At 73.1% G+C, this 20,966-nt stretch carries 18 protein-coding genes and 1 pseudogene; 4 read left to right on the plus strand and 15 right to left on the minus strand.

Going from position 1 to position 20,966, the window contains the following annotated elements; genetic code table 11:
• Window positions 1–689: 689 nt before the first annotated feature.
• Window positions 690–3,200: pseudogene (locus H1D33_RS20450) on the minus strand (sensor histidine kinase); the annotation flags it as partial.
• 501 nt (window positions 3,201–3,701) lie between these two features.
• Between H1D33_RS20450 and H1D33_RS20455 the strand changes: the two are divergent.
• On the plus strand, window positions 3,702–3,998 hold the full coding sequence (locus H1D33_RS20455) for a hypothetical protein (RefSeq protein WP_246411976.1): 297 nt from the start codon (window positions 3,702–3,704) through the stop codon (window positions 3,996–3,998).
• Here the strand turns inward: H1D33_RS20455 and H1D33_RS20460 are convergent, their stop codons facing one another.
• The 4 genes from H1D33_RS20460 to yczE are packed head-to-tail and all read right to left on the minus strand — an operon-like array spanning window position 3,999 to window position 6,715.
• A complete protein-coding gene (locus tag H1D33_RS20460) occupies window positions 3,999–5,075 on the minus strand; it encodes an adenosine deaminase (RefSeq protein WP_181571614.1) in 1,077 nt (358 codons plus the stop codon). It abuts the gene before it with no gap.
• A 46-nt stretch (window positions 5,076–5,121) separates the two neighbouring features.
• Window positions 5,122–5,535: a PPOX class F420-dependent oxidoreductase gene (locus tag H1D33_RS20465; RefSeq protein ID WP_181571613.1), complete on the minus strand. Its 414-nt coding sequence runs from the start codon at window positions 5,533–5,535 to the stop codon at window positions 5,122–5,124.
• A complete protein-coding gene (locus tag H1D33_RS20470; RefSeq protein WP_181571612.1) occupies window positions 5,532–6,101 on the minus strand; it encodes an NADPH-dependent FMN reductase in 570 nt (189 codons plus the stop codon). Before H1D33_RS20470 ends, H1D33_RS20465 begins: the two co-directional genes overlap by 4 nt.
• Window positions 6,089–6,715: a membrane protein YczE gene (gene yczE, locus H1D33_RS20475; RefSeq protein WP_181571611.1), complete on the minus strand. Its 627-nt coding sequence runs from the start codon at window positions 6,713–6,715 to the stop codon at window positions 6,089–6,091. The genes H1D33_RS20470 and yczE overlap by 13 nt, the downstream gene beginning before the upstream one ends.
• A gap of 56 nt (window positions 6,716–6,771) precedes the next feature.
• On the opposite strand from yczE, the gene H1D33_RS20480 reads away from it, so the two are divergent.
• Entirely contained in the window at window positions 6,772–7,269 is a 498-nt protein-coding gene (locus tag H1D33_RS20480) for a MarR family winged helix-turn-helix transcriptional regulator (protein ID WP_181571610.1), read from the plus strand.
• Window positions 7,270–7,272: 3 nt separating this feature from the next.
• Window positions 7,273–8,121, plus strand: a complete 849-nt coding sequence (locus H1D33_RS20485; RefSeq protein WP_181571609.1) for a putative RNA methyltransferase — start codon at window positions 7,273–7,275, stop codon at window positions 8,119–8,121.
• Window positions 8,122–8,127: 6 nt separating this feature from the next.
• Here the strand turns inward: H1D33_RS20485 and H1D33_RS20490 are convergent, their stop codons facing one another.
• The 9 genes from H1D33_RS20490 to H1D33_RS20530 form a co-directional block, all read right to left on the minus strand.
• The gene (locus H1D33_RS20490) at window positions 8,128–8,808 is read right to left on the minus strand and encodes a DUF4272 domain-containing protein (RefSeq protein WP_181571608.1); all 681 of its coding nucleotides are present in this window, start codon (window positions 8,806–8,808) and stop codon (window positions 8,128–8,130) included.
• 99 nt (window positions 8,809–8,907) lie between these two features.
• The gene (locus H1D33_RS20495; protein WP_181571607.1) at window positions 8,908–10,188 is read right to left on the minus strand and encodes a thymidine phosphorylase; all 1,281 of its coding nucleotides are present in this window, start codon (window positions 10,186–10,188) and stop codon (window positions 8,908–8,910) included.
• A 142-nt stretch (window positions 10,189–10,330) separates the two neighbouring features.
• Window positions 10,331–11,044: a cytidine deaminase gene (locus H1D33_RS20500; protein ID WP_181571606.1), complete on the minus strand. Its 714-nt coding sequence runs from the start codon at window positions 11,042–11,044 to the stop codon at window positions 10,331–10,333.
• A 93-nt stretch (window positions 11,045–11,137) separates the two neighbouring features.
• The gene (locus H1D33_RS20505) at window positions 11,138–12,418 is read right to left on the minus strand and encodes an ABC transporter permease (protein WP_181571605.1); all 1,281 of its coding nucleotides are present in this window, start codon (window positions 12,416–12,418) and stop codon (window positions 11,138–11,140) included.
• 2 nt (window positions 12,419–12,420) lie between these two features.
• Window positions 12,421–13,779 carry an ABC transporter permease gene (locus H1D33_RS20510; RefSeq protein WP_181571604.1) on the minus strand — a complete coding sequence of 453 codons (1,359 nt, stop codon included), beginning with the start codon at window positions 13,777–13,779 and terminating at the stop codon, window positions 12,421–12,423.
• Complete coding sequence (locus H1D33_RS20515; RefSeq protein WP_246412171.1) at window positions 13,776–15,356, minus strand: ABC transporter ATP-binding protein; 1,581 nt, start codon at window positions 15,354–15,356, stop codon at window positions 13,776–13,778. Before H1D33_RS20515 ends, H1D33_RS20510 begins: the two co-directional genes overlap by 4 nt.
• A 205-nt stretch (window positions 15,357–15,561) precedes the next feature.
• Entirely contained in the window at window positions 15,562–16,635 is a 1,074-nt protein-coding gene (locus H1D33_RS20520) for a BMP family lipoprotein (RefSeq protein WP_181572655.1), read from the minus strand.
• A gap of 277 nt (window positions 16,636–16,912) precedes the next feature.
• Window positions 16,913–17,254, minus strand: a complete 342-nt coding sequence (locus tag H1D33_RS20525; RefSeq protein WP_091061503.1) for a hypothetical protein — start codon at window positions 17,252–17,254, stop codon at window positions 16,913–16,915.
• Between the two features lie 57 nt (window positions 17,255–17,311).
• On the minus strand, window positions 17,312–18,310 hold the full coding sequence (locus H1D33_RS20530) for a hypothetical protein (protein WP_181571603.1): 999 nt from the start codon (window positions 18,308–18,310) through the stop codon (window positions 17,312–17,314).
• A gap of 98 nt (window positions 18,311–18,408) precedes the next feature.
• Between H1D33_RS20530 and H1D33_RS20535 the strand changes: the two genes are divergently transcribed.
• A complete protein-coding gene (locus tag H1D33_RS20535; RefSeq protein WP_181571602.1) occupies window positions 18,409–18,996 on the plus strand; it encodes a TetR/AcrR family transcriptional regulator in 588 nt (195 codons plus the stop codon).
• Between the two features lie 55 nt (window positions 18,997–19,051).
• Here the strand turns inward: H1D33_RS20535 and H1D33_RS20540 are convergent, their stop codons facing one another.
• Window positions 19,052–20,851, minus strand: a complete 1,800-nt coding sequence (locus H1D33_RS20540; RefSeq protein ID WP_181571601.1) for an alpha-amylase family glycosyl hydrolase — start codon at window positions 20,849–20,851, stop codon at window positions 19,052–19,054.
• Window positions 20,852–20,966: the final 115 nt, after the last annotated feature.

The following is a 20,966-nucleotide window of genomic DNA, read 5'->3' on the forward strand; positions in this document are numbered from 1 at the left end:
GGCGCCGCCGACTCCTCGGGCGAACCCGGCCGGCGGGTGCGGAACCACGCCGACTCGAGCTCCCGGAAGATCGGCAGCTCCATCGTCTCGTCCGCGTACCGCTGGCGGTTGCCGGCCTGCTGCGGCGCGACCGGCCGCGGCGCGGGGGCCGACTGCTGCGGCATGGCCGGCGGTGCGGCGGCCTGCTGCTCCGCCGCCGACGGGGTCTCGGACCGCGGGACCCGGGGCAGCTCGGTGGTCATGTCCATGCCGCCGGCGGTGCGCTCCGGCGCGACCGGCGCGGGCGCCTGGGCCTGGGTGACCGGCGGCCAGACCGGCGGCGCGCCGACGTGCGGCGCGGGCGCCGGACGCGAGGGCAGCCGCTCGACCGGCGGCGTGGAGGCCGGGCGGCCGTCGGCCGTCGGACCGGAGACCGGCGCGGCCGAGACCGGACGGGTCGGGAGCGGGGTGCCGGAGACCGGCGCGGCCGACACCGGGCGGGTCGGCAGCGGGGTGCCGGAGACCGGCACGGCCGACACCGGGCGACCCGAGTAGGGGTCGACCTGGTACGGGTCGCCCGAGACCGGGTGCCCGGAGACCGGCGCGGCGGACACCGGGCGGCCGGCGAACGGGTGGCCCCCGGCCGGGGCGCCGGAGACCGGCGGCAGCGGCGGCGCGGACACCGGCGGGATCGGCGGCGCGGAGACCGGCGGCGGGTTGTAGGGCCGCGCCTCGGGGCTGCTGGGGAGCTGACGCGGGATCGCCGGCTGCTGGCCGGTGACGGCGGGGTCGCCGTCGCCCGGGTTGCGCCGCTGGGGCAGCGGGTCGATCGGCTGGCCGTTCGAGGCCCGCGGCGGGTAGCCGTCACCGGCGCTCGCGTTGGCCCCGGTCAGGTCGGACCAGGCCGGCATGGCGCGACCGGCGTTCGCCGGGGTGCCGGCGCCGTTGCGGTGGCCCGGGTCGAAGGACCGGCCGCCGAGCGTGACCTGGTTGCCGGAGGCGCCGGGGTGCGGGGCCGGCGGCGGGGTGTGCGGGCCGTTGCCGAGCGCGGCCATGGCGCCGAACGCCGGGGCCGGGCCGGCGCCGAACGCCGGGGCGGGACCGCCCTGCTGCGGACCGCCGCCGAACGCCGCGGCGAGGCCACCCTGCTGCGGGCCGCCGCCGAACGCCGGCGCGGGACCGCCGTGCTGGGGGCCGGCGGCCGGGAGGGCCGGGACCGGTCCGCCGCGTCCGGCGAGGGCGCGCGGGACCAGGACCGTGGTGGGCAACGTGACGTCGGCGACGGTGCCCCGGTCGGCGGCGGGCCGCAGCTCGACCTTGACGCCGTGCCGGGCTGCCAGCCGGGCGACCACGACGAGACCCATCATCCGGGAGACCGCCACGTCCACCTGCGGCGGCGTGGCGAGTCGGTCGTTCAGGTCGTGGAGCTGGTCGGCGCTGATGCCGATGCCGCGGTCCTCGACGTAGAGCGAGGCGCGGTCGCCGACCCGGCGGGCCTCCACCATGACGTGCGAGTCCGGCGGGGAGAACGCGGTGGCGTTGTCGAACAGCTCGGCGACCAGGTGCACGAGGTCGTTGACCGCGTGCGCGGCGACCTCGATGTCCCGGTCGATGACACCGAACTCGATCCGGGTGTAGTGCTCGACCTCGGACTGGGCGGCGCGGAGCACGTCGATCAGGGCGGCCGGCTCACGCTGCACGCGGGTGGAGTCCGCGCCGGCGAGGACCAGCAGGTTCTCGTCGTTACGGCGCATCCGGGTGGCCAGGTGGTCGAGCTGGAACAGCTCGGCCAGCCGGTCCGGGTCCTCCTCGCCGCGCTCCAGCCGGTCGAGGTGGCCGATCAGGCGGTCGACCAGGATCTGCGAGCGGCGGGCCAGGTTGACGAACATGGTCGCGACGGACGCGCGCAGCGCGGCCTGCTCGGCCGCGGTCCGGACCGCCTCCAGGTGGACGGCGTTGAACGCCTCGGTCACCTGGCCGAACTCGTCCTTGCTGCGCACCGGCAGCGGCTCGGCGATCTGGTTGGCGAGCTGCACCGGGGAGAGCTGGCCGGTCACCTGCGGGTCGCGCAGCCGGGCGACCGCCTGCGGCAGGCCGTACTGGGCCACCGAGAGGGCGCCCTGGCGCAGGTCGCGCAGCGAGCGGGCCATCGATCGGGCGACCAGGTAGGCGAAGAGGATGGCCAGCAGCAGCATGGTGAGCAGCAGGCCGGTCTCGAGGAACACCGCGCGTTGGGTGTCCGAGCGCAGCTCGTCGGCCTGCCGGACCGCGTTGCCGTCGAGCCGGGACTCGACCGTGCGGATCAGCTTGGCGTTGCCGACCATGGCCTGGTCCCACTGGTCCGGCCCGAACGGCGCGCCCCGCATCGAGCCGCTGTTGTTGCCCCGCATGAAGCCGGTGAGGTTCTCCGCCTTGCGCAGGTCGGGACCCTCGACGGTCTGGTCGAAGAACTCGGAGTCGGCCGGGGTGGCGACGGACCGGAAGGTCGCGAGCGCCTGGGCCTGGGCGGTGCCGCTGGCGATGAACTGCTCGCGCAGCGCGGGACTGTACTGCCCCTGGGTGAGCGCCTGGTGCACGACCACCCGGCGCTGGGCCAGGTATTCCTTCTGCCGGGCCACCGCGGCGGCGGCGCGCATCCGGTCGCTGAGGTCGTTGTCGCCGGCGAGCTGGGTGGTCGAGTCGCGGATCGACAGCAGGTCCTCGATCAGGCTGTCGTAGACCTTCTTCGCGTCGTCGATCTTGAGCTTGCCGTTCAGCACCTGGCTGCGGGTCGCCGGCAGGTCCTTGAGCTGGTCGTCGATCTCGTTCAGCCGGACCTCGAAGTTGCGCGGCAGGGCGTCGAGTTCGCCACGCTGCCGGAGGTAGGGCGCCTTCGCCTGGTCCACCCGCTGGTTGGCCCGGTTGAAGGCCTCCTGGTACTGCGCCCGGGTCTGGAGTTCCTTCGCGCCGAGGAAGAGCACCGAACCGGCCCGCTCGTCCTGCATCGTGTCGGCCAGGTCACCCGAGTAGCCGATCAGGCTGGCCAGGTCGCCGGCCCGGTTGGCACTGTTGAGCGTCTCCAGGTGGTCGACCAGACCGCTGGTGCCCACCACGACCGTGGCGATGGTCGGCACGATCATGATCAGACCGAGCTTGGACCAGATCGGCATGTCGCGCAGCCGGCTCGCCGGCCGGCGCAGGCGCGACAGGAAGGAGCCCGCCGTCGTTGGCCGTTTGCTCACGTCACCGCCCTCGCAAAACCGCGTCCGACGTCACCTGAGGGCAACGCCGAGCGTCCGACCCGGCGGGTCGGACCTCCGAGATTCCATCACGCCGCCTCGCAAAGAGAAAGCCCAGGTTGTCCCTCGCCGGAGGTGTGATGAGATGTTGATGCAATTTGATAGCAATCCGTCTGGCCGGAGTCACTGAAGGTAATGGAACACCCGCACCGCGTCGTCCTGCTCGCCGGGCCATCCGGCTCGGGAAAGTCGTACATAGCACAGCGAACCGGACTTCCGGTGCTGTGCCTGGACGACTTCTACAAGGACGGCGATGACCCCACGTGTCCACGCCGAAACGGACAGGTCGACTGGGAGTCCCCCTTGTCCTGGGATGCGGACATGGCGGTGGAAACAATTGCCCGATTGGCCCGGGAGGGCAAGGCCGAAGTGCCGGTTTATGCGATCGGCGCGGACCGGCGGGTGGCCACCCGGCCATTCGACGTCGACGGATCGCCATTCTTCGTGGCCGAAGGGATCTTCGCCGCCGAGATCGTCGCCGAGTGCCGGCGCCGGGGCCTGCTCGCCGGGGCGTACGCGCTGCGCCGCCCGCGCGGTGCCACCTTCCTGCGCCGGCTCGCCCGCGACCTGGGCGAACAGCGCAAGGCGCCCCGGGTGCTGCTGCGGCGCGGCCTCACGCTGCTGCGGGCCGAGCCGGCCGTGCTGCGCCGCCAGACCGGGCTGGGCGCCGAGGCGGCCCGGGCCGGCGAGGTGCTGCGCGGGGTGGCCGCCCTGCTCGCCGGCCACCCCCGCCGACCCTGATCAGCCGATCAGCTTGGCGTACGCCGGCTTGATCACCTCGTCGATGATCCGCAGGCGCTCGTCGAACGGGATGAAGGCGCTCTTCATCGCGTTGATGGTGAACCACTGGAGCTCCTTCCAGCCGTAGCCGAACGCCTCCACCAGCAACGCCATCTCGCGCGACATCGAGGTGCCGCTCATCAGCCGGTTGTCGGTGTTCACCGTCACCCGGAAGCGCAGGTCGCGCAGCAGCCCGATCGGGTGGTCGGCGATCGACGCCGCCGCCCCGGTCTGCACGTTCGACGACGGGCACAACTCCAGCGGGATGCGCTTGTCCCGCACGTACGCGGCCAGCCGGCCCAGCGCGGGCGGGTTGCCCGGGGTGATGTCGTCGACGATCCGGACGCCGTGACCGAGCCGGTCCGCGCCGCACCACTGGATCGCCTGCCAGATCGACGGCAGCCCGAACGCCTCGCCGGCGTGGATGGTGAAGTGGAAGTTCTCCCGCTGGAGGTATTCGAACGCGTCCAGGTGCCGGGTGGGCGGGAAACCGGCCTCGGCGCCGGCGATGTCGAAGCCGACCACGCCGGTGTCCCGGTGTCGCACCGCCAGCTCGGCGATCTCCTGCGACCGGGCGGCGTGCCGCATCGCGGTGAGCAGGGTGCCGATCCGGATCGGGGTGCCCGCCTCGCCGGCCAGCGCGCTGCCCTCGCGGAACCCGGTGACCACGGCCTCGACCACCTCGTCCAGGGTCAGGTTCCGCTCCAGGTGCTGCTCCGGCGCGAACCGGACCTCGGCGTAGACGACGCCGTCGGCGGCCAGGTCCAGCGCGCACTCCCGGGCGACCCGCCGCAGCGCGGTCGCGGTCTGCATCACCGCCACGGTGTGCGCGAACGTCTCCAGGTAGCGCTCCAGCGAACCGGAGTTCGCCGCCTCGGCGAACCAGCGGCCGAGCGCCTCCGGGTCGGTGGTGGGCAGTTCGTGGCCGGCCTCGGCGGCCAGCTCGACGATCGTCGCGGGCCGCAGGCCGCCGTCGAGGTGATCGTGCAGCAGCGCCTTCGGGACCTTGACGATGTCCTCGTACGAGATTGCGACCATGCTCAGACCCTAGTCACCTGCGGTGCCGGCCCGGCACCGGACCGGCTCAGGGGCGCCAGCCGTACACCCGCTCGACGATCAGGCGCACCACCAGGCGGCCGTCGGCCACCATGGCGGCGCGGTAGTCCGCCCAGTCCGGGTGGTCGCCGCGGATCCGCCGGTAGACCTCGACCAGTTCCTCGACCGTCGCGTCGTCGGTCGCGGCGGCCGGCGGGGTGAGCGTGACCGTGCCCTCGGCCACCGCGTACGCCCCGCCGTCGGCGGTGGTCACGTGGAAGCTGGCCCGGGGGTCGCGGCGCAGGTTGCGCACCTTGGCCCGGTCGCCGGTGGTGGAGCAGCGGATCAGGCCCGGCTCGGCGAGGTAGTCGACGTTGGACAACTGGGGCCGGCCGTCGCGGCGCAGGGTGACCAGCACCCCGCGTCCGTGCTCGCCGAACAGTTCCCAGAGCCGCGTGCTCACGCGGTCTCCCGCAGCGGCGCGAGTGCGGCGGCCAGCCGGACGAGCCGGTCGAGCATCAGCCCGGCGGCCTCGTCCCGGCTCGGGTCGGCACGTAGCTCGCCTGACTCGTCCAGCGCCTGTCGCAGGAAGACGACCACCGCGTCGTTGACCGGCGTCATGTTCAAGGTCGTCACCACCTGCTTGATCATTTGCACCGCGCGCAGGCCCCCGGAGGTCATCCCGTAGCTGACGAAGCCCACCGGCTTGTGCTGCCACTCGTGGTAGAGGTAGTCGATCGCGTTCTTGAGCGGCGCACTGAAACCGTAGTTGTACTCCGGCATCACCAGGACGAAGGCGTCCGCGGCATCGGTGGTGGCGCTCCATGCGCGGGTGTGCTCGTGCAGGTAGACCCGCTCCGACGGATGGTGCGGCTCGTCGTGGAAGGGCAGCTCGACCTCGGCCAGGTCGACGAGGCGCACCTCGTCGAAGCCGTCGTGGCGGACGGCGGCGGCGGTGAACCAGTCACCGATGCGGCGGCCGACCCGACCGGGGCGGGTGCTGGCGACGATCACGTTCAGGCGGGGCATGGTGCGGTCACTCCTGTCGGGTCGGCGGCCGGGGCCGGCACGGTGAGTCGGGGAACGAGCCAGGCGACGATCGGACCGATGCCGACCGCGTAGAGCAGGGTGCCGGGACCGACGGCCCCGCCGAGCAGCCAACCGACCGCCAGCACGGTCACCTCGATCAGGGTGCGTACCGGGCCGAGCGGGAGGCCGCGGGCGGCCAGGCCGGTCATCAGCCCGTCGCGCGGACCGGGACCGAGGCGGGCACCCAGGTAGAGCGCGGTGGCGAGACCGTTGAGCAGGATGCCCGCGACCAGCAGTCCGGTCCGGCCGGCGAGCGGGTCGACCGGGGGGACCAGGGCCAGTGTCGCGTCGAGGGCCAGCCCGACCAGGGCGACGTTCGCCGCCGTGCCGACGCCGGGGCGCTGCCGCAACGGGATCCACAGCAGCAGCACCAGCAGCGCCACGCCGTTGACCAGCAGGCCCATCGGGAGCCGGGTGCGGGCGGCGAGGCCCTGGTGCAGCACGTCCCAGGACGCGAGGCCGAGGTCGGCGCGGACCATCAGCGCGACGCTGACGCCGAACAGGGTCAGGCCGGTGAGGAGCCGAACCACCCGGGCCGGCATTTTCGTTGACATGTCATCAACCTAGGTGGCGGATTGGTGACATGTCAACCAGTTGATAGGATCGGGGCATGGAGGAACCGCGCTGGCTCGACGAGCGGGAGGACCGCGCGTGGCGGGGCTACCGACGGATGCGCCGCCTGCTCGACCTGGAGCTGGCCCGTGAGCTGATGCAGGACGCCGGCCTCTCCGAGCCGGACTACGACGTGCTGAGCGACCTCTCCGAGACCCCCGGCCAGCGGATGCGGCTCAGCGAGCTGGCCGACCGGATGCTCTGGTCCCGCAGCCGGCTCTCCCACCACATCTCCCGGATGCAGCAACGCGGCCTGGTTGTCCGGGAGGAGTGCGCGACCGACGGGCGCGGCTCGGTCGTGACCCTCACCCCGGCCGGCCGGCAGGCCGTCGAGGCCGCCGCGCCGGGACACGTGGCCGCCGTCCGTCGCCACCTGATCGACCTGCTCACCCCGGCCGAACTGGCGGCACTCGGCACGCTCAGCCAGCGGGTGGTCGACCGTCTCGCCGGCCAATCCGGCGACGGCGACGATCGACGCGCGGAAGCGGCGGGCTGAGCCGTGGACCACCGGATCCTGGCCCGGCTGCGCTGCCCGATCTGCGGCGAGCCGCTGGCCGAGGCCACCGCCGGCACCACCCGCGCGCTGCGCTGCCCGCGCGGGCACAGCTTCGACACCGCCCGGCAGGGCTACGTCAACCTGCTCGCCGGCCGCGCCCCGCACAGCGGGGACAGCGCCGAGATGGTCGCCGCCCGGGCCGACTTCCTCGCCGCCGGGCACTACGACACCGTCGCCGCCGCGCTGGCCGCCGCCGGCCGGGTCGCGGCCGGGGACCCGTACCCCCTGGTGGTGGAGCCCGGCGCCGGGACCGGGCACTACCTCGCCGCGGTGCTGGCGGCGCTGCCGGACGCCGCCGGCCTGGCCCTCGACGTCTCCAAGCCGGCGCTGCGCCGCGCGGCCCGGGCGCACCCGCGCGCCGCCGCCGCGCTGGCCGACACCTGGCAGCGGCTGCCGCTGGCCGACCGGTCCGTGCGCGTGCTGCTGAACGTCTTCGCGCCGCGCAACGGCGCGGAGTTCCACCGGGTGCTCGACCCGGCCGGCGCGCTGCTGGTGGTCACCCCGGCCGGCGACCACCTCGGCGAGCTGGTCGAGGCGCTGGACCTGCTGCGGGTGGACCCGGCCAAGGCCGACCGGGTCGCCGACAGCCTGGGCGCCCACTTCGTCGAGGAGTCCGCCGACGAACACCGGGCCCGGCTGGCGTTGACCCGCGCCGAGGTCACCACGCTGGTCGGGATGGGGCCCAGCGCCTGGCACGCGGACCCGGACCGGCTCGCCGCGCGGATCGCCGCGCTGCCCGAGCCGACGCCGGTCACGCTCGCCGTGCGGCTGGGCACGCACCGCCCGCGCTGAGCGGGCTCAGGTGGACAGGTCGACCTCTTCCCAGCCCGGCGGGTCGTCGTGGTACGGCCCGCGCAGCACCACCGCCCACTCCAGCGCCCACCGGCGCTGCCCGATCGCGTTCGCGTCCACCAGGCCGGGCAGCTCCCGCCCGGCCTTCTCCGTCTCCAGGTAGGCCCAGTCCAGGCAGTAGTGCAGGTCGAGCAGGGCGGCGGCGTCGGCGGGATGCTGCGGGGCGGCCAGGATCCGGGCCCGCCACTGCGGGAACGTCTCCCCGGTGACCAGGTTCGGCATCCGCTCGACCAGCCGCTCGTCCACCGGCACGGTCGGGTCGAGCTGCTTGCTCAGGCCGAGCACCCAGGCCAGCGAGAAGAGCGCGTCGTGGTGCAGCACGAACGAACGGTGGTCGCCCCGGCCGCCCATCACGAACTGCCACTCCGGCGGCGTCAGCATCTCCACCAGATGCGACTCCAGCAGCCAGCTCATCGCGGCCTGCGGCGGCATGCCGAAGCAGCGGGCCAGGATCAGGTGCAGCACCGCGATCCGCGCCTCGATCTCCGGCGTCGGACGCAACTCGATCTCGTCACCCGGCTCCCAGACCAGCGGAAACTGCGGCGGTGGCAGCGGAAGACCCAGCCGGGACAACTCGTCGAGGCTCGCCTCACGGACGGCCCGGGGGTCGGGAGCGGATACGCGCAACGCCTCAGTCCCTGTCTGCTCGCCTCGGCTCGATGCCGGTCGGTCCCCCTGGCCTGCGAGGATAGCGGCTCCGACCGGCCCGGCACCATGCCCCGCCGGTCAGCCGATCCGTTCGATCACCAGCGGCGTCGTGGCCGGGGCCGCCGGCGCCACCCGGATCGCGTCGCGTGCCTGCGCCAACGCGGCCGGGATCCGCTCGGCGTGCTCGGCGCGCAGCTCGAACAGCGGGTCGCCGACGCGCACCGGGTCACCGGGGCGCTTGTGCAGCACCACGCCGGCCGGCACGCTGACCGGGTCCTCCTTGCGGGCGCGGCCGGCGCCGAGGCGCCAGGCGGCGACCCCGATCGCGTACGCGTCCACCTCGGCCACCCAGCCGTCCTCGGTCGCGGTGACCAGCTCGACCTCGTTGGCGGTCGGCATCGGGGCGTCCGGGTCGCCGCCCTGCGCCCGGATCATCGCGCGCCACGAGTCCATGGCCCGCCCGTCACGCAGCGCGGCGGCCGGGTCGGCGTCCGGCAGGCCGGCCGCGTCGAGCATCTCCCGGGCCAGCGCCAGCGTCAGCTCCACCACGTCGGCCGGGCCGCCGCCGGCCAGCACCTCCACCGACTCGGTCACCTCGACCGCGTTGCCGACGGCCAGGCCGAGCGGGGTGGACATGTCGGTGAGCAGGGCGACCGTCCGTACGCCGTGCGCGCCGCCCAGCTCGACCATGGTGCGGGCCAGCTCGCGGGCGTCGTCGACGTTCTTCATGAACGCGCCGGAGCCGACCTTCACGTCGAGCACCAGCGCGCCGGTGCCCTCGGCGATCTTCTTGCTCATGATCGAGCTGGCGATCAGCGGGATCGCCTCGACGGTGCCGGTGACGTCGCGCAGCGCGTACAGCTTGCGGTCGGCCGGGGCGAGCCCGTCGCCGGCCGCGCAGATCACCGCGCCGACGTCGCGGAGCTGGGCGATGAACTCGTCGTTGGACAGCGCTGCCCGCCAGCCGGGGATCGACTCCAGCTTGTCGAGCGTGCCGCCGGTGTGGCCGAGGCCCCGGCCGGAGAGCTGCGGCACGGCCGCGCCGCAGGCCGCGACCAGCGGGGTCAGCGGCAGCGTGATCTTGTCACCGACGCCGCCGGTGGAGTGCTTGTCGACGGTCGGCCGGGCCACCGGCGACAGGTCCAGCCGCTCCCCGCTGGCGATCATCGCGGCGGTCCACCGGGCGATCTCCGGGCCGGTCATGCCGCGCAGCAGGATCGCCATGGCCAGCGCCGACATCTGCTCGTCGGCCACCAACCCCTTGGTGTACGCGTCGACCACCCAGTCGATCTGCCCGTCGCTCAGCACACCCCCGTCCCGCTTCGCCCGAATGACATCAACCGCCGTAAAAGCACTCACTTCTGATGATCCAATCAGTAAATCGCGCGTGGTCGCACCGACCCCGCGAACGGTGACCGTCGAGGAATCGGGCCGACCGTGACCGGCAGAGGGATCAAGCCTGACCGCCCGGAGCCGGGCACGGTCGGCCCGATTCCCCACCTCAACCCCAGCGAACCGGAATCTCCGACGGCGGCTCACCCTCACCGGCCCAGAAGATGGTGCCGGACGCGTCCACCACCACCACGCGCGGCGTCCGCGCCAACCCCCACTCGATCGCCCCGACCGAATCGTCCCAGGTCGGGCCCTCTTCCAGCACGCCGGTCTCGGCGCCCTCGGTGTCGCCGGCCGACCGCTCCCAGTACGCCGTCCACACCTGCTGCCCGTCGGAGAGGTCGGGGTGCACGAACACCGTGCCCCGCCCCCGCCAGGCGGCCAGCCGGTCCGGCACCACGGGCACCGGGTGCTCGCCGGTGACCGCCTCGATGTCGGCCACGTCGAACGCGTGCGGCAGCAGCTCGGCCATCCGCAGCGGCCCGCCCTTCGCCTCGATCAGGCACTCCGGGCCGCCCTGCTCCCAGAGCAACTGCCGGCACCGGCCGCACGGCATCAGCGGCTCGCCGGTCGCGTCGACGCAGGACAGCGCCACGATCCGGCCGCCGCCGGTGGCGTGCAGCGAGGAGACCACGCCGCACTCGGCGCAGAGCACCACGCCGTACGCGGCGTTCTCCACGTTGCAGCCGACCACCGTCCGACCGTCGTCGACCAGGGCCGCGGCCCCGACCGGGAACTTCGAGTAGGGCACGTAGGCGTGCCGCATGACCTCGGTGGCGGCGGCCCGCAGCCGCTCCCAGTCGATCTCCATCACGACTCCCATTCTGCCCAATTCACGCCGATCGGTCGCGGACGCGGCCGGAGACGACGGTGCCCGGCGGGTCACCCCCGCCGGGCACGGTGCGTCGCGCGGCGATCAGCCCTTGATGTACGGCTTGCCGTCGGCGGCCGGCGCCCGGACCCTGCCGACCAGCCCGGCCACCGCCAGGATCGTCGCCAGGTAGGGCAGCATCGCCAGGAACTGGCTCGGGATGCTGCTGCCGATCGCGCCCAGGTAGGTGGCGAGCTGGTCGGCGAAGCCGAAGAAGAGCGCCGCGAGCAGCGCACCGGTCGGGCTCCACCGGCCGAAGATCAGCGCGGCCAGGGCGATGAAGCCTTTGCCGCCGATCATGTTCTTGGTGAACGAGTAGAGCGCCAGCGTGTACGACGCCCCACCGACGCCGGCCACCAGCCCTGCCATGATCACGTTGCGGTAGCGCAGCCGCAGCACCTTCACGCCGAGCGTGTCGGCGGCGGTCGGGTGCTCACCGACCGACCGGGTCCGCAGGCCCCACCGGGTACGGAACAGCGCCAGGTGGATGACCAGCACCAGCAGCAGGCCGAGGTAGAGGAAGATGTTGCCCCGGAACAGCGCCGGCCCGAGCAGCGGGATGTCCTTCAGCAGCGGGATCTCCCAGTTGCTGAACCGCGGCGCGCTGTTGTACTTCGCCGCGTCGGTCTGCATCAGCCGCTCGTACAGGAAGCCGGTGATGCCGACCGCCAGCAGGTTGAGCACGATGCCCATGACCACCTGGTCGACCAGGTAGCGGATCGCGAACACGGCCAGCAGCAGCGAGATGAACGCGCCGCCGATCGCGGCGGCCACCAGGCCCACCCAGACACTGCCGGAGATGCTGCCGAACAGCGCGCCGGAGAAGGCGCCCATCAGCAACTGGCCCTCGATCGCCACGTTGACCACGCCGGAACGTTCGCAGAGCACCCCGGCGAGCGCGCCGAAGATCAGCGGAAGCGCCAGGATGAACGTGCCCCGCAGCACGTTGACCAGCGGCATGAAGTTGCGCCCCTCGGGGGCGGCGGAGACCTGCCAGCACAGGAAGCTCAGCACGAAGGCGACCAGGCCGGCGCCGAGCAGCAGGGTGAACCAGCGCTTGGGCACGCCGGCCAGCAGCGCGGCACCGGCCGCGGCGGCGATGACCCCGAACAGGATCGCGCCGACCGTGCCGTTGATCTCCAGGGCGGCGCCGCCCTCGGTCTCGCTGAGCGTGAAGCGGGCCTGCTGGTCGGTGGCGAGCGCGCCGAACAGCACCGCCGCGAGCACGCCCAGCGCCAGCAGGACGGCACCGGCCTTGCGGGCCCGCGTCCAGAAACCCTCGTCGACCGCGGTGACCGCGACGTCGGGGACAGCCGTGGTGGACATGCTCACCAGCCCTTCGCGAGGCTCGTCTGCAGCCGGGCGGCGCGGGCCGCCCGGAGCTGGAAGATCGCCTTCACCAGGGCGGGGGCGGCGATGAAGATGACGATGAGCGCCTGGAGCACGGTGACCAGTTCCAGCGAGATCCCGGAGTACGACTGCATCCGGTTGCCGCCGGCCTGGAGCGCGCCGAACAGCAGCGCGGCCAGCAGCACGCCCCACGGCTTCACCCGGCCGAGCAGGGCGACCAGGATGCCGTCGAACCCGATCTGCGCGATCACCAGCGGGGTCAGCGCGTCGGCGGTGGAGCCGAGCACCATGTTCGAGCCGCCGAGGCCGGCCAGCAGGCCCGCGATCACCATCACCAGCACGTACGTCTTGGTCACGCTGATGCCGGCGGTCCGGGCGGCGTCCGGGTTGGCGCCCACCGCCCGCAGCTCGAAGCCGAGCGTGGAGCGGTTGAGCAGCCAGGCGATGAACCAGGTGGCCAGCACCGCGAGCAGGATGCCGGCGTGCACCCGCAGGTTGTCGCCGAGCAGTCGGGGCAGTTGCGCGGAGGAGTCGACCGGCTTGCTGATCGCGTCCGACCGGGTCGGGTTCTGCACCCCGCTCTGGACGATGATCCAGGAGAGGAAGTAGACCGCCACGTAGTTGAGCATGATCGTGTTGATCACCTCGTGGGCCCCGGTGCGGGCCTTGAGGATGCCCGGGATGAAGCCCCACAGCGCGCCGCCGAGCGCGCCGGCGATCAGCGCCACCAGCAGGTGCACCCCGGGGGGCAGCGGCAGCGCGAACCCGGCGACCGCGGCCAGGATGACACCGATGGTCGCCTGGCCCTGGGCGCCGATGTTGAACAGGCCGCCCCGGAACGCCAGCGCCACCGACAGGCCGGTGAAGACCAGCGGCGCGGTGTAGGTGAGCGTCTCCGAGATCGGGCCCATCGCGGCGGTGAAGCCGACCGCGTCCGGGTCGAAGATCGCGCCCTTGAACAGGTTCGCGTACGCCTCGCTGACCACGGTCCAGCTCGCGTTCAACGCGTCCGCCGGGCGGGCGGTGATGTAGCTGTAGGTGGCCAGCACCTCCGGGTCGGAGACGATGATCAGCACCGCGCCGACGAGCATCGCCAGCACGACCGCGAGCACGGTCACGGTGACCGTGTTGGCCGCCCACAGGTTGTCCAGGAAGAGCCGGCCCAGGCTCGGGCGGGGCTCGTCGGCGGGCGCGGGCCGCTTCGCGGTGGTGGTGACCGCCCGCTCGGTGTCGCCGGCCGGCGCGGTCGGCGTCGCGCGGGCTTCCTCGCGCGCCTGGAGCGCCTCGGTCGCCGGCTCCTTGTCCGGGGAGCCCGACGCCGGGTTCGGGTTCGTCATGCCTCGTCCTCGTTGCCGGGGCCCTCGGGGGCCGGGGCGGCGTCGCCCTCGTGCGGGGTCGCGGGCGCGGTGTCGGGGGTGATGCCGGCCATCAGCAGGCCGATCTCCTCGCGTGGGGTGTCCGGGCCGACGATGCCGATGACCCGGCCGCGGTACATCACCGCGATCCGGTCGGCCAGGCCAATCACCTCGTCCAGCTCGCTGGAGACCACCATGACCGCGGTGCCGACGTCCCGCTCGCGGATGACCCGGCTGTGGATGAACTCGATCGAGCCGACGTCCACACCGCGGGTGGGCTGGGCGGCGATGAAGAGCTTCAGCGGCCGGGACAGCTCCCGCGCCACGATCACCTTCTGCTGGTTGCCGCCGGAGAGCGTGCCGACGGCCGCGTCGGCCGACGAGGTGCGGACGTCGAACTGCTCGATCCGCTCCCTGGCCGACTTCGCGATCGCGTCCGGCTTCAACGACAGGCCCTTGCCGAACGGCGGCCGGTCGTAGATGTCCAACACCAGGTTCTCCGCCACGGAGAACTCCTTGACCAGGCCGTCGACGCTGCGGTCCTCCGGCACGTAGCCGACGCCGGCGCGCAGCACCTTCTTGGTCGACCAGCCCTGCGTCGCCTCGCCGTCGAGGGTGATCGCGCCGGCGAGCACCGGGCGCAGGCCCATGATCGCCTCGATCAGCTCGGTCTGGCCGTTGCCCTGCACGCCCGCGACGCCGAGCACCTCACCGGCGTGCACGGTCAGGTCGACGCCGTCGACCGCGCGGATCTGCCGGTCGTCGTCCACGACCAGGCCGGCGATCTCCAGGATCGGCTTGCCGGGCTGGGCGGGCTGCTTGTCCACGGTCAGCCGGACGTTGCGGCCGACCATCAGCGCGGCCAGCTCGTCCCGGCTGGCGCTCGGCTCGGCGGTGCCGACCGTCCGCCCGCGCCGGATCACGGTGATCCGGTCCGCGATCGCCTTCACCTCGCCCAGCTTGTGGGTGATGAACACGATCGACTTGCCGGCGGCCTTGAGCGACCGCATGACCGTGAGCAGTTCCTCGGTCTCCTGCGGGGTGAGCACAGCCGTCGGCTCGTCCAGGATCAGCAGGTCGACGTCGCGGGTGAGCGCCTTGACGATCTCCACCCGCTGCTGGATGCCGACCGGCAGGTCCTCGATCACCGCGTCCGGGTCGACCCGGAGGTTGTAGCGCTCGGAGACCTCGGCGACCTCGCGCCGGGCCCGCCGGCGGTCCAGCAGCCCGGCGAAGGGCAGCTTGACCTGCTCGGCGCCGAGCATCACGTTCTCGGCCACGGTGAAGACCGGCACCAGCATGAAGTGCTGGTGCACCATCCCGATCCCGGCGGCGATCGCGTCCGACGGGCCCTTCAGCCGCAGCGGCTTGCCGTCGACCAGGATCTCGCCCTCGTCCGGCTGGTAGAGGCCGTAGAGCACGTTCATCAGGGTCGACTTGCCGGCGCCGTTCTCGCCGAGCAGGGCGTGGATCTCTCCAGGCTCCACCGTGAGGTCGATGTGGTCGTTGGCGACCAGATCACCGAACCGTTTGGTGATGCCGCGCAGTTCGAGTCTCAGCGCAACCTCCTGGAGTGCGAGCGATGGTGCAGCGTAGCGACTGCCGCGCCGCCACCGCGCCGGGTGGGGGTGTCGGGGGATCACGGTGACCGGCCGCCCCGGGCGTGGGGTTGGAGAACCCGTACGCCCGGGACGGCCGGATCGTGCTAGCTGGTGCTCGCCGGCCCCGCTGCCGATGATCTCACCGCGGCGGCCGGCGGAGCGGTCACTTGGTCGGCTGGGCCTTCGAGGTGACCGTGATGGTGCCGGCGGCGATGTCCGCCTTGATCTTGTCGACCTCGGCCTTCAGGTCCGCCGGGACCTTGCTGTCGAAGTCGTGGTACGGCGCGATGGAGACACCGGTGTTGGCCAGGGTGCCCACGAAGCCCGGGGTGGACTGGAGCTTCTCGCCACCGGCGGCCTTCACCACGGCCTCCTTGACGGCCTCCGGGATGTTCTTGACGACCGTGGTCACGATCGCCGAGCAGTCCGGGGTGCTCTCGCAGCCGTCGACGTCGACCCAGACGACCGAGTACTTGCCGCCCGAGGCCTTGGCCGCGGAGGTGGTGCCGAGGCCGGCGCCACCGGCGACCGGCATGATGATGTCGGCGCCCTGGGCGACCAGCGCGTCGGAGACCTTCTTGCCCTCGTCCTGCTTGACGAAGTCGTTGGTGAAGGAGCCCTTCTGGGTGGCCTTGTCCCAGCCGATGACCGAGACGTTCTTGTTCTTGGCCTTGTTGTAGTACGCCACGCCGTCGGCGAAGCCGTCCATGAAGATGGTGACCGGCGGGATCGGCAGGCCGCCGTAGGTGCCCACCTTGCCGGTCTTGCTCATCCCGGCGGCGAGGTAGCCGGCCTGGAACGCGGCCTGCGCGGTGTCGAACTGCATCGGGTAGATGTTGCCCACACCCGGGTTGGCGTCGACGATCGCGAACTGCTGGTTCGGGTTCGCGGCGGCGGCCTTCTTGGTGGCGTCCGACATCAGGCCACCGACGGCCAGGATGAAGTCGCACTTCTGGTTGACGAACCCGGTCAGGTTGACCTCGTAGTCCGCCTCGGCCTTCGACTGCACGTTCTTGATGTCGATGTTGTCGTTCTCCTTCTTCGCCTCCTGGAGGCCCTTCCAGGCCGAGGTGTTGAAGGACTTGTCGTCGATGCCACCGACGTCGGTCACCATGCAGGCGCTGTACTTCTTGCCGCCAGTGCCGCCGGCGTCGTTCTTGTCGTCGTCCGGAGCCTCACCACACGCGGCGGCGCCCAGCACGAGGCCACCCGCCACGAAGGCGGAGGCGATCCGCATCCCACGCACAGAGCGCAAGACGTCTCCTTCCCATTGCGCCCGCGTCGTGCGCGGTACGCATGCCCTTGCGCCGGCCTGCGGTATGCCGCCGGCGTCCCACGTTACGGACGGGAGCGTACGCCCGCGCCCACCCACCGGCCGACAATCGTGCACGACTGTTGAGTGTCCGTTACCCCGGTGTAACCCTTGGGTGGGGCAGATCACTTTTCCGACCGGTAGGCGTGCGCGGGCGCGTCCTGAACGTCCGTTTCCCGGTGCCCTCCCGGCGCCCGGCGGCCTACCGCCAGAACACCGCGACCGCCGCGTTGAGCAGGGTCAACCCGATGATCGCAAGGAAGTGCCCGCGGTTCACGGACTCCCGCTTACGGGAGAAGAAGACCATGACGAAGATGAGCAGCGCGAGCACCAACTTGGTAACAAGCTTCGCCGGGGCCGGTTCGTCACCGTCGCGCAGCGGCGCGGAGAGCCCGAGACCGGTGAGGATCTGGATCACCGCTCCCCACAGCATGGCCGCGTTGATCCGCAGCCGGCCGCTGACGTACTGGGCGATCCCGCCGCCGAGCAGCAGCGCGAAGCCGATCAGATGGACGTAGAGAAGGATCAGTCGAAGAGCTTCCACGCCGGCCATTGTTCCCCATCAACGACGCCGCGTAGTAGTCAGCTCGCCGAGGTGCCGTCATACCGTGACCTGCGCCGCCACCGGCTGCTCCGCCACGGTCTCCCGGTCCGCGTCGGCTCCGGCCCGGCGGCCGGCCAGCACCAGCGCCAGCCCGACCAGCGCGTACCCGGACAGCACGGCCAGCGGCCGGCCGGTGCCCGCGCCGTCGAAGAACGCCGCCGAGCGCAGCAGCGTGCCGCCCGCGCCGACCGGCAGGAACTGTCCGACCGTCCCCCACGGCTGCGGCAGCAGCTCGGGCGCGGCGGCGACCGCGGAGAGCGGGTTGCCGACCAGGAAGACGAGCAGCGCCCCGAGGCCGAGACCGGCGCGGCCGAGCAGCGCGCCGAGACCCGCCACCGTGCCGGCCGCGGCCAGCGAGAAGAGGCCGATCGCGCCCGCCTCCCGCCACGGGTCGCCGTCGAGCAGGCCGAGCCAGCCGTGCAGCACCGTGACACCGGCCGCGCCGGCGAGCACCGCGTACCCGATCAGGCCGGCCAGCCGCGCGCGGCGGCCGGCGACCAGGAGCGTGAGCAGCGCGCCGGCCAGCATGCCGGTGAGCGCCAGCGGTAGGAACCCGGCGGCGAACCCGGCGCCGCGCGGGTCGTCCGGGTCGGTCGGCACGACCGCCGTCACCGGCACCGGGCGACCGGCCGCGAGCTGACCGGCGGCCTCGGTGAGCAGGGCCGCCACGGTCGGGCTGGCGGCCGGCGCGGTGTGCAGGGCGACGCCGTCCGGACCGGCCACGAACGCGGCGTAGACCTCCCGGTCGCGCAGCGCCCGGTCGGCCGCTGCGGCGTCCGGCAGCGCGGTGACGGCGAAGCCGCCGGGGCGGGCGGCGGCCAGCCGGGCGGTCAGCTCGGCGACGGCCGGCGGCGGACCCGCCACGGCCACCGGCAGGTCGCGCGGCGCGAGGTGCGCGGCGGGTGCCGCGAACAGCGGTACGAGCAGCGCCTGCACCACCACCGCCACGCCGACGAGCAGCGCGGTGAGGGTCCAGGGCGAGCGGGAGCGCAGCATCGCCATCTCCTTAAAACGAATGTTCGTTCTCTTGGAATGAGCGTGCGCCGTCGCCGGCTCGTTCGTCAAGAACGAACGTTCGCTTTAGGATGTGTGTCGTGCCACGCGTGTCCGAACAGCACCTCGCCGCCCGCCGCCGGCAGATCCTCGACGCGGCTCGGCGCTGCTTCGTGCGCGACGGGTTCCACCACACCTCGATGCAGGACGTGATCAAGGAGGCGGGGCTCTCGGTCGGCGCGGTCTACCGCTACTTCCCCAGCAAGAACGACCTGATCACGGCCATCGCCCAGGCGGTGATCGGGACCGCCGACGCGACCTTCGCCGACCTGTCCACCGCCGACCCGCCGCTGCCGCTGATCGGGGTGCTGGACCGCGCGCTGACCTTCGTCGACACCCAGCTCGGCCCGGACGGCGTGCTGCCGCTGGCGTTGCAGGTGTGGAGCGAGGCCCAGCGGGACCCGGTGCTGGCCGAGTTCGTCGCCGCCACGTACACCCGGTTGCGCGGCCACTTCGTCACCGCCGCGACCCGGGCGCGCGACGCCGGCGAGCTGTCCCCGGACGCCGACCCGGAGGCGGTGGGCGCGGCGCTGTTCGGTCTCGTGCCGGGCTACTTCACCCAGCGGATCCTCACCGGCTCCCCGGACCGCGCCACCTACCTCGCCGGCGCCCGCGCCCTCCTGCGCTGAGGTGTTGGGCGGGGGCCCCGCTTATGCAGAATGCGTTAAGCGGGGCCCCCGCCTTTCACCAGCGCCAGAGCTGGAAGGTCGGGCCGTCGGCGGGCAGCGTCGCGGCGCCGGGGCGCAGCGCGGGCGCGCCGCCGTAGATGTTGTCGGCGGCGGGCAGGCCGGTCAGGTGGACCGGGGCGCCGGGGGCGCGGCGGGCCATCGCCAGCACCGAGCCGGTCGGCGTCTCGCGGAGGAAGACCAGCGTGTCCGCGTCGGCGTGCACCCACCGCAGGCCGCCGTGCCGCAGCGCCGGCTCGTCGCGGCGCAACGCCAGCAACGACCGGTACGCGTCGAACGTGCGCCGGTCCCAGCTCTCCGGCCGGTGCCACGGCATCGGGGTACGCGAGCCCTCCCCGTTCGTGCCGGTCAGCCCCAGCTCGTCACCGGCGAACACGACGGGCGTCCCGGGCATGGTGGCGAGCAGCCCGGCGGCCACCTCCTGCCGGGCGGCGTCGCCGACCACGGTGCGGATCCGGGCCGAGTCGTGCGAGCCGAGGAGCTGCCACGAGTGCGTGTACGACCGCCAGGAGATCAGCGACCGGTAGGTGTTCATGGTGGCCAGCACCGCGTCCGCGTCCCGCCGCCGCACCCCGCCGGGCGTGCCGAGGAAGTTCGGCACCGGGCCGTCGCCGTGGCGCAGCCAGGACCACACCGGGTCGGTGAACCCGACGTAGTTCATCGTGCCGTGCCAGCCGTCGCGGTCCAGGTCGCCGGTGTGGTCGTGGCCGTGCTCGGCGAGCAGCAGCCCGTCCGGCCGGGTCTCGGCGACCACCTCACGCAGCAGCCGCGCCACCTCGTGGGTGTACGCGTCCGCGCCCCGCCGGCCGGTCATGTTCGCCACGTCCACCCGCCAGCCGTCCAGCCCGTACGGCGGGCGCAGCCAGCGGCGCAGCAGCGAGTCCTCGGCGGTGGCGAAGCGGCGGCGCAGCTCCGCGCTGCCCCAGTTGAGCTTCGGCAGCGACTTGACCCCGTTCCACGACTCGTAGTCCGAGCCGGGCAGGTCGAAGTAGTACAGCTCCCGCTCCGGCGCGTCGACGTCGGAGATCGCGTCGGTGAACCACCGGTGCGCGTCGCCGGTGTGGTTGCTGGTGATGTCGCCGAGCAGCCGCCAGCCCCGGGCCCGCACCGCGTCGGCGAGCCGGGCCAGCGCCGCGTCGCCGCCGAGCAGCGGGTCGACGGCGTCGAAGCTGGACGCGTCGTACCGGTGGTTGGAGCGGGCCGGGAAGATCGGGGTGAGGTAGACCGTGTTGACGCCGAGCCGGTCCAGGTGGTCCAGGCGCTCGGTGATCCCGTCCAGGTCGCCGCCGTAGAACTGGCGGGGCGTCTCCGGGCCGCGACCGACGACCGGGGTGTCCCAGTCGCAGGCGATGGCCCAGTCCGGGACGCTGCGGCCGGCCGCGCCGGCCGAGCGGGCGAACCGGTCCGGGAAGATCTGGTAGATCACCGCGTCCCGGGCCCAGGCCGGCGGCGGCGCGTAGCTGACCAGCTTGAAGTCGCCGTGGTCCGGCACGTCGTGGGCGGCCGTGCCGGCCGCGTTCAGCCAGCGGGCGCCGGCGTCGCCGTCGAGCAGGAAGCGGTAGTTGCTGACCGGGTTGCGGACCTCGACGTCGGCCCGCCACCACACGTCGCCGTCGACGGTGCGGTCGACGACCGCCTCGGCGAAGTGCGGCTCGCCGTCGCCGGTGGTGCGCAGGTGCACCCGGTCGACGCCGGCGCCGGCCGGCACCCGGACGAAGACGGGCACGGTCTGCCCGAGCGCGGGCTCCTGCTCCGGCACGTAGGTGGCGGAGCCGTCGTGGTGGGGCTGCAGGGACATGGTGCGGCCTTTCGCGTCGTACCGACAGTGAGTGGGGCGCCCGCCGCGATCGGTCACCCGACCGCGACGGTCGCCCTCCAAACCGCTCCGGTGTACGCCGACACGACGCCCTTGC

This window comes from Micromonospora ferruginea (assembly GCF_013694245.2).
Taxonomy (GTDB): domain Bacteria; phylum Actinomycetota; class Actinomycetes; order Mycobacteriales; family Micromonosporaceae; genus Micromonospora; species Micromonospora robiginosa.

Coding starts and splice junctions, on each gene's coding strand:
- H1D33_RS20460 (WP_181571614.1), bottom strand. CDS start 5,075: ATGGTCGCAATCTCGTACGAGGACATCGTCAAGGTCCCGAAGGCGCTG.
- H1D33_RS20470 (WP_181571612.1), bottom strand. CDS start 6,101: ATGCCCCGCCTGAACGTGATCGTCGCCAGCACCCGCCCCGGTCGGGTC.
- yczE (WP_181571611.1), bottom strand. CDS start 6,715: ATGTCAACGAAAATGCCGGCCCGGGTGGTTCGGCTCCTCACCGGCCTG.
- H1D33_RS20480 (WP_181571610.1), top strand. CDS start 6,772: ATGGAGGAACCGCGCTGGCTCGACGAGCGGGAGGACCGCGCGTGGCGG.
- H1D33_RS20500 (WP_181571606.1), bottom strand. CDS start 11,044: ATGGGAGTCGTGATGGAGATCGACTGGGAGCGGCTGCGGGCCGCCGCC.
- H1D33_RS20505 (WP_181571605.1), bottom strand. CDS start 12,418: ATGTCCACCACGGCTGTCCCCGACGTCGCGGTCACCGCGGTCGACGAG.
- H1D33_RS20510 (WP_181571604.1), bottom strand. CDS start 13,779: ATGACGAACCCGAACCCGGCGTCGGGCTCCCCGGACAAGGAGCCGGCG.
- H1D33_RS20520 (WP_181572655.1), bottom strand. CDS start 16,635: ATGCGGATCGCCTCCGCCTTCGTGGCGGGTGGCCTCGTGCTGGGCGCC.
- H1D33_RS20530 (WP_181571603.1), bottom strand. CDS start 18,310: ATGCTGCGCTCCCGCTCGCCCTGGACCCTCACCGCGCTGCTCGTCGGC.
- H1D33_RS20540 (WP_181571601.1), bottom strand. CDS start 20,851: ATGTCCCTGCAGCCCCACCACGACGGCTCCGCCACCTACGTGCCGGAG.